Raw genomic sequence first — 7,959 nt, forward strand, 5'->3', positions numbered from 1 at the left:
ATTTCCTAACTGGCGCATATTGCTCGACCAGGAGAGGCGGATCAGCACGGTTTCGGTTTCCTGGTGCAGACTTTTCTGCTTTACTTCCAGCTCCCTGGCCGCTACCTACAGAAAATACCAATCAGCTGCGGAATATCTTTCCGTCAATCGCACATCGGCGGCAGATAAACACGTTCAGGCTATGGAAAAATCCTCGCGAAAGCGGGCCCCTCCTGCACGCGCAATTCTAGGTTCTGGTGAGTGGCGGCGATAATACACACATCTACTCTGACCGGCGCATAGCCCCAACGCGGTAGAATTGGCCGTCCGCCAATATACCAATATACGTAGCAAGTGGATTTGCACATCCAGCGGGGCATATTGAGCGTGATAAACGGTGCCTTAGTTCGTGGACTATGGCGATGCAGGGCGCGTGGGCCACGGTGCCGGGACTCGCCGTTGATAAGGATGCTGATAGACGTGCGTGACAGCCGGCCTATGATGCGAAACACATCCTGCATCGCTGGCGACTTGCCGATGATGTTGGAGGTAGGGTTACTGGCGGGATGACTGCGGGCGGCGCGGCTGTTCTAGATGGTAGCTGACAACGTGTTCCACCAGCGCCACCGCTTCGTCGATATCGAACAGTTTCTGTAAATAGTCAAACGCCCCTTACTGATAGGCACTGACCACGGCATCCAGATCAGAGTAGGCAGTCATGATGATGACGGGAAGCATCGGATGACACTGTTTGATCTTTTTGCGCAATACTAGACTGTCTATACCGGGCATACGAATATCGGACAACAGCGCATCCAGCATCCGGCATCTGGCTGCCGAACAACTTACGTGAGCTTTGCGCGAACAGCAGTTGCGCCGCCTGGCTAGCGTAGTGTACCACCAGATCATTATCCAGCAGCAAGACACTAGTGATTAACGAATTAAGGATCTGCCCAGCTTCGGTCAGTGTGCCAGCCGGTTGCCATGTTAATAATCTCCCATACTCAGTAGTATAAAGCGATCGGTTATCGGTGATTACACATGGCTGCGCGCCAGGTTTAGTAGAGAAAAAAGCCCATATGGAGATGAGCCGAAATTTCTACGGCAACAAATAACTCTGGCGATTAAACGCTGTAGTACAGCTCGAACTCTACCGGGTGGTGCGATGTCATGCGTACGCGATCGTTTTCTTCCGTGCGCAGCGCGCGATATAGACATCGATGGTGTCGTCGGTGAATACGCCACCGCGGGTCAGGAACTCGCGATCCGTATCCAGGGCGTTCAATGCCTCCTCAATGGACAATGGAGCCGGCTACGGTTGGGATTTCTCTGGCTTCTTCCGCCGGCAGATCGTAGAGGTTCTTATCCATGGCGCCAACAGTATGGATTTTGTTGATAAATACCGTCCAGGCTGGCCATCAGCAGCGCGGAGAACGCCAGGTACGGGTTTGGTGGCCGGATCCGGGAAGCGCACTTCAATACGGTGTGTTTTCGGGTTGGCAACCACCGGAATACGGATGGAGGAAGAACGGTTATGAGCGGAATAAGCCAGCATGGCCGGCACTTAATAACTCGGGACTAAACGCTTATAGGAGTTGGTGGTCAGGTTAGTCAAGGCATTAATGGCTTTGGCGTACTTAATAACGCCGCCGATATAGAACATGTTCTTTAATCATCGACATGATTTGTTAAACGGAAATAATTCATATTTCCCCAGATGTTCCTTGTTGTCGTTGTGGAATGAACGCCTACTGATTGGATTTTCTAGTGTGTATAGTTTAAGGCTAAAGCTGTGCCAACATTGCCAAACCGGCGCGAAACGCTGCGCATCTGTCTTTTGTTGCACGGGTTGCTGCACCAGACTGGTCGGATTGAACTATATTAGTTCATTTGATGAAAAGGCAGGCACTGGCACTATTTTGGTGAATAGGGCGAGGAGGGATAGAATTTTGTACTGGGACAGGGATTCAGCGGCGTGCAAAACGACGCAATCGCCAAGAACGATGGATATTTTAGTCCCTCACCTAATACGTGTACAATAACGCGCTACTCCTAAATACCTGAGGCAATAGTTGTGATCGAAAATCTGCGTAACATCGTCATCATCGCGCACATAGACCATGGTAAAACTACCCTGGTTGATAGACTGTTGCAAAAATCCGGCAGATCGGTGACCGCAACGATGCAACTGAACGCGTGATGGACCAAAAACGATTTGGAGAAAGAGGGTGGGATTTTATCATCTTCGCTAAAAATAAATACTGCCATCAACTGAAGATTTCCCAGCTTGAATACAACAGTTATGTGGGTGTTATCGGCGTCGGCCGCATCAAGCACAGCTCGGTAAAATTCAACCAGAACGTGACGATTGGTTGGATAGCGAAGACAAACGCCGCAACGGTGAGTTGGGTTAGGTTCTGGGCCATATGGGCCTGCAGAGTATCAAAGCCAAACTGGCTGAAGCCGGCGATATCATCGCAATAACCGGGCCGGGCTGGGCTGGGCGAGCTGAATATTTCCGATACCGTTGCGAGTTGGCTCAGTTTGAAATGCTGCTGCCGCTAACGGTTGACGAACTGACCGTTTCTATGTCATTTGGCGTCAATAACTCGCTGTTCTGCGGTAAATAAGGGGAAATATGTTAACCTCCCGTCAAATCCTGGAACATCTGAATAAAGAATTAGTGCACAACGTGGCGTTGCGCGTGGAAGAAACCAAAGATCCGAATACCTTCCTCGTTTTCGGCTGCGGGGCCGATCTGCACTTGTCAGTGCTTATTGAAAATATGCGTCGCGAAAGGTTCGAGATCGTCGTTTCCCAGCGGAAAATCATTTTCCGTACCATCGATAGTGCCAAGCAAGAATCGTTTGAGTCGGTGACACTGGATATTGGAGAGCAGCATCAGGGGATGGTTATGGAAGTTATGGGCATCCGCAAGGGCGAGATGCGCGACATACCACCGGACGGTAAAGGTTGCATCCGTCTGGATTACGTGATTCCGAGCCGGCGGCTGATTGGTTTCCATACTGATTTCCTGACAATGACCTCGGGTACGGTTCTGTTGTATTCCAACTTCAGTCACTACGACGATGTGCGTCCTAGGGAAATCGTCCAGCGCCAGAATGGAGTGCTGATCTCAACAGCCAGGGCAAGGCAACGTATTACGCCCTGTACAGCCTGCAGGATCGCAGATGTCTGTTTTCTGGGCTAAGGCGTGGAAGTTTATGAAGGCTACAGGATTCACACCCGCTCCAACGATCTGACGGTAAACTGTTTTACCAGTAAAAAACTGAACAATATGTGTTGCTTCCGGTATCAACGAAGCTACCATCCTGGTACCGGCCGATTAAGATGTCTTTAGAACAGGCGTTGGAATTCATCGATGATGATGAATTAGTGGAAGTAACGCCGCAATCGATCGATCCGTTTGCGTAAACGTTATCTGATTGAAAACGAGCGGAGCGTAAGCTCGCTAATCGCTCATAACGTGGCTGATGCTAGCCGGGAGAACTGATACCACCATGCTGATTTACTCAAGTCAACTAGCATCTTTTTTGCCGCCTGCCTCTGCGCGGTCCCGGCGCAAGCTCTGTTTCGTTACCCTGGCTGGCCGCCTTCTATTACAACGGCGAGTCGTCTGCTTTGCATCCCGTCATAGCGAAGCATGATGGAGGCCTCTACTGCCGACAGTAATCAACGAATTTCTTGGCCTGCCGTCTACCGCGGTAATTTAACGTGGAAAATGCGGTTAGCAGGCCAATACTGGTAGGGTATACACAATCGAATTTACCGTGATCGACCACCAGAATAGCATGTTGCGCCATAGTGAGCACGCACTATTTCAGCGCCAGTTCATCGAAATGGAAGCAAGTGGCGCCGCTTTGTAGGCACAGACCTGCTGCAGAGAAGAAAAACTTGGTAGGATAGATATCATCAAGCTGCGAATAGATCGTTAGCGTCGTAAAGGTGTTTAGCCAATAGCAAACAGCAATAAACGCCAGATCGTCATCAATGATGTCAATGATAAACAGCATAGTAGTACCGCAATCGAAAATAGTGCTTCATCTGGTTCGACCAGAGTCGCCTTCAGACGGTCGGCCTGCGATTTTTCGTCGACGTATCGAGTCTACTGATCGGAGACGAAATAGCACACCATCACGTTGTTGTGCGGAGTGGTAACCACACAGGAACTAAGTACAGGACCACCGACGCTGATTCAGCGTTTAAATCCCGGCGAATGGTCATCTCGGAAGCGCAAAGCAATGAGGCGGCGTCTTTCAGATGCAGTCCATCCCTCCCCGCTTCAGCGCCTGCTTCAGTCTGTTGATCCGTTCTTCGCGCTGCATTTCTATGGGAATATTATGTACCTTAAAGAAGGGGTCTGGGCCGCTAATGTGGCGAAGCGCTTTATACCCTCGCGCGCTAACTTGAACCTACGTGCCGGCCAGGACGTCACGGGGATATTACCCGTGACGGGTATATCATGTAAACAGCGAATACTCAATATCCATCCGATTATAAGGATATTTTATGCCAATATGGTAATGGCGCTAATAGGGATAGCGCGCTGCTGCTTCTCCACTGATAGAGGTTATAAATAATATTATTAACTTAATAATAAGTTAATAAACTTTATATATTAATAATAGTTATTTATTATTTATATAATATTTATATTTTATAAATATTATATAAATAATACTATATAACTTAAATCATAAAAGAGGATCGGATTATGGATATCACGACCATCGGTGCCTTTAGTGTCAATTCGCGCTACGGTAGCGGCGGAACGTCTTAGCATCCAGCGCAGTGGCGTAAGGTTGACACCATGGCCGCCCTTCGCCCCCGCGTCGAAGTGAGCGGGTGGGTTGATGAGGTTTATCAGTGCATACCGCCCGCCGCACGGCTTCGCTTAACCCCGTGCAAAGTGCCATGTTGTCCCTATTGAGTCACAGTCCAACGCCGAATACGCGTCGCGGCGCCCGCCAAACTTGGGTTTCATAGCGCATAGCGGGGAGTTTCGTCTTCTGGCGCACCCCGATGACGACGCCAATAAGCTAGCGTGGTGCCTTATTTACTATAAGGGCATCCGCGATCGCTCTGTTCAGTTAGGCCGTTTCCCGCTACAGTGAAGATCTTCATGAAGGATTTTGGAGGGACCATGCTATATATCTTTGATCTGGGGAATGTTGTCATTGATATCGATTTTAACCGCGTGCTGGGGGTCTGGAGCAATTTCAGCCGTGTCCCGCTAGCCACCCTACAAAAAGAGTTCGTCATGGGTGAGGCCTTTGGGCAGCATGAGCGTGGGGATATCACCGATGAAGCCTTTGCCGCCAAAATCTGCGGCGAATTGGGCATTTCGTTGAGTTTTGAACAATTCACCGCCGGCTGGCAGGCGGTGTTCGTCGGCTTACGACCTGAGATGGTGGAGATTTTGACCCGGCTGCGCGAACAGGGACATCGTTTGGTGATCCTCTCTAATACTAACCGCCTGCATTGCGACTATTGGCAGAGTCAGTATCCCGAGGTACAAGAATGTGTGGACAAACTCTATCTGTCTCAGGATCTGGGCATGCGTAAACCGGACACGGCCATTTATCACTACGTACTTGAGCAGGAAGGGGTGACGGTCGACAGCTCAGTTTTCTTTGACGACAATGCCGATAATATTGCCGCGGCACGTCAGGTGGGGATCCGCAGCGTGCATGTGACGGACCGGGAGGTCGTGCCGGCATTTTTTTCCTGACGGCAAAAGATGCGGGGGCGTCCCCTGTCTCCCGCGCTGATGAAATCAGCGTAAAGAAGAGAGTGTCGATAACGGGTTTGCGGCTGAAGAATCTCATCCCGGTGCTGCATTTTACCAGTATACTGGGTAGGCCCGTTTATCGAGATGACATCACGGCACTAGCAGGGTCATTTGGCGTATATGTCGCTCTTGTCGCTGGTGACGGTCATTTTTGGGTTCTTTGTCGCCTTTTCGATGTTTTCCAATGTCAGTACTTTCAGCTACGTCCATTTTATTTTCACTAATTTCATGCCGGTAACCCGACGACGCTATCCAGCATAATCTGGAGCAATTTATTCTCAATTCGAGCCGTATGACGGCGTGGGGTTCTGTGACCTCATCGTCACCGCGATGCTGCTGATTTATTCGGTGGATACGGTACTCAACAGTATCTGGCACAGTAAAAACAAACGGTCGATTATTTTCTCTTTCACCGTCTATTATTGCATGGTTTTGACTCTGCGCCCGCTGTTGGCGGGCGGCGGCGAGCTGTTTGAATTGGGGAAAAAGGCGTTTGGTCTGTATGTTACCCTGTTTCTGTCCTACCAGCTTATTTACGGCGTGTTGGTGGTGATCTCTCATTCTCTTTTTCTGGGTATACTGGAGCTGGTGTACTGTATTATTGGGGTGGAGATCACCGCATTGCTGATTGAGCACCGGCAGGTCGCCGCTCACAGCACGCTGCCTCAGACTACGAGGAATTCCGATGATAGCATTGATATAACGGGAACGGGTCACGCAGGCCAGCACCCACCGTTAATAATGAGGTAATAGTCGCGATTGGCCTAGGGTTCCTTATCCTGCTGGACGAGGAGCGGCAGGACAGTGAACAGCGTGCGACTAAATTGTGTGAGCGCGTGCTTACCGTATATTTAGAGATGAGCACAGATGAGCCTTACTATTGTGCGTGCGCGCCAGTAGGGTAGCGCCGTGCTGGTGATATCCCAATTCACCCTATCGGTGGTCACTAATCGTGACCTGCACTCGGGGTTTTCTCGCGGAGCGGCACCGGCGGATGATGGCTTTACCTACCTCTGCCGACAGGCCGGTATTCGCACCGAAACCGGGCGTTTCGTCTCCGATATGCAGGTAGCGTTGATCAACGACGGGCTGGTAACCTTTTGGATATAGGTCTGAGCAGCCGGACGGCGTATTCAATAAGAGAGATGGGTATGTATCACTTGCGCGTTCCGCAAACCGAACAGGAGCTTCAACAATATTATCAGTTCCGATGGGAGATGTTGCGCGAGCTGCTGCATCAGCCGCCCGGCTCTGAGAGGGACGCTTACGACAGCATGTCGCATAACCAGATAATGGTGGACGAGCGTGGCCAGCCGGTAGCGGTATAGGGCGTCTTTATGTTAATGCTGATAAAGAAGAGGACTCGATACGCATTTTGGCAGTGCATCCGCAAGTGCAGGATAAAGGTCTAGGCACGCTAGTCGCGATGACGCTAGAGTCGGTGGTGCGTCAGGATGGGTTAAACGGGTAGTGTGCAGCGCCCGTGAAGATGCAGTGGCGTTTTTTTACCAAGATGGGGTTCGTCAATCAAAGGGAAATCATCAACCTTTCTACCACCCCTATCCAGCATTTTTTATGATTAAGCCAATAATCACTGTGGACGACATCCTGCATCGGCCCTGAGTAGTGTGGCTAGCTGCAGCAGGCCTAAGTATCAGCATATTCCGCTCAGCGAGAAAATGGGCGTGCGTATCAGCCAGTATACTGGGCAGAAGTTTATGACCACTATGCCAGAGACTGGCAATAAAAACCCGCACTATACGCTCTTCTCCAGCAGTCTATTTTCGCTGGCGACCCTGACCGGCTAGGGCTGATTTGGCTGCTGATGCGCGAGTGCCAGCTTGGCGGCACCATTATTTTGGCCGATATATCTGTTATACTAAACTGATGATTGGCCGGCCGGGGAGATGGCAGATCTAAGATCGCTATCGAGAGATTTAAACCGGCTAGCGCAGGGATGCAAAGTGCGAGTGCAGCTTGAGGTAGAACTGTAAGGAAACGATATCAATGGAGCTATCTTTGAAGGAGTCTATCTGGTCCTGCCGCCTTCACTGGGTATCCCGCTGGAGCGAGGCGGATCCAATACCGGCTGAAGGGACGTGCGCCGATTGCCTCAAGCGCTGAACCTGCCCAGGCCGTAACCAGTGATGTCGCTAGGGCTTAGATAT

General features: G+C 50.5%; 4 protein-coding genes and 6 pseudogenes. 5 read left to right on the forward strand and 5 right to left on the reverse strand.

The features are described from left to right. The 3 pseudogenes from BG74_RS03755 to BG74_RS03760 form a co-directional block, all read right to left on the reverse strand. Window positions 1–795 (reverse strand): annotated as a pseudogene (locus BG74_RS03755) (sigma 54-interacting transcriptional regulator); the annotation flags it as partial. Window positions 796–799: 4 nt separating this feature from the next. After that, window positions 800–946 (reverse strand): annotated as a pseudogene (glnL, locus tag BG74_RS16490) (nitrogen regulation protein NR(II)); the annotation flags it as partial. A 157-nt stretch (window positions 947–1,103) separates the two neighbouring features. Further along, window positions 1,104–1,642 (reverse strand): annotated as a pseudogene (locus BG74_RS03760) (glutamine synthetase family protein); the annotation flags it as partial. Between the two features lie 411 nt (window positions 1,643–2,053). Here BG74_RS03760 and BG74_RS12820 point away from each other — a divergent pair. Further along, window positions 2,054–3,493: pseudogene (locus tag BG74_RS12820) on the forward strand (GTP-binding protein). Between the two features lie 322 nt (window positions 3,494–3,815). Here the strand turns inward: BG74_RS12820 and BG74_RS16495 are convergent. Together BG74_RS16495 and BG74_RS19470 are read right to left on the reverse strand one after the other, a co-directional pair. After that, window positions 3,816–4,013, reverse strand: a complete 198-nt coding sequence (locus BG74_RS16495) for a hypothetical protein (RefSeq protein WP_066596705.1) — start codon at window positions 4,011–4,013, stop codon at window positions 3,816–3,818. 121 nt (window positions 4,014–4,134) lie between these two features. Further along, a complete protein-coding gene (locus tag BG74_RS19470; protein WP_369678497.1) occupies window positions 4,135–4,242 on the reverse strand; it encodes a hypothetical protein in 108 nt (35 codons plus the stop codon). Window positions 4,243–5,143: 901 nt separating this feature from the next. On the opposite strand from BG74_RS19470, the gene yihX reads away from it, so the two are divergent. The 4 genes and pseudogenes from yihX to fabY all read left to right on the forward strand — a co-directional run bounded on the left by yihX (window position 5,144) and on the right by fabY (window position 7,884). Further along, on the forward strand, window positions 5,144–5,731 hold the full coding sequence (gene yihX, locus BG74_RS03780; protein WP_066596707.1) for a glucose-1-phosphatase: 588 nt from the start codon (window positions 5,144–5,146) through the stop codon (window positions 5,729–5,731). Between the two features lie 68 nt (window positions 5,732–5,799). Next, window positions 5,800–6,541 (forward strand): annotated as a pseudogene (locus BG74_RS12830) (YihY family inner membrane protein). A gap of 159 nt (window positions 6,542–6,700) precedes the next feature. Then, complete coding sequence (locus tag BG74_RS20440; RefSeq protein WP_439895656.1) at window positions 6,701–6,901, forward strand: D-aminoacyl-tRNA deacylase; 201 nt, start codon at window positions 6,701–6,703, stop codon at window positions 6,899–6,901. 41 nt (window positions 6,902–6,942) lie between these two features. Beyond that, a pseudogene (gene fabY / locus BG74_RS03790) lies at window positions 6,943–7,884 on the forward strand (fatty acid biosynthesis protein FabY). Window positions 7,885–7,959: the final 75 nt, after the last annotated feature.

It is taken from the genome of Sodalis-like endosymbiont of Proechinophthirus fluctus (assembly GCF_001602625.1).
In the GTDB taxonomy this organism is placed as follows: domain Bacteria; phylum Pseudomonadota; class Gammaproteobacteria; order Enterobacterales; family Enterobacteriaceae.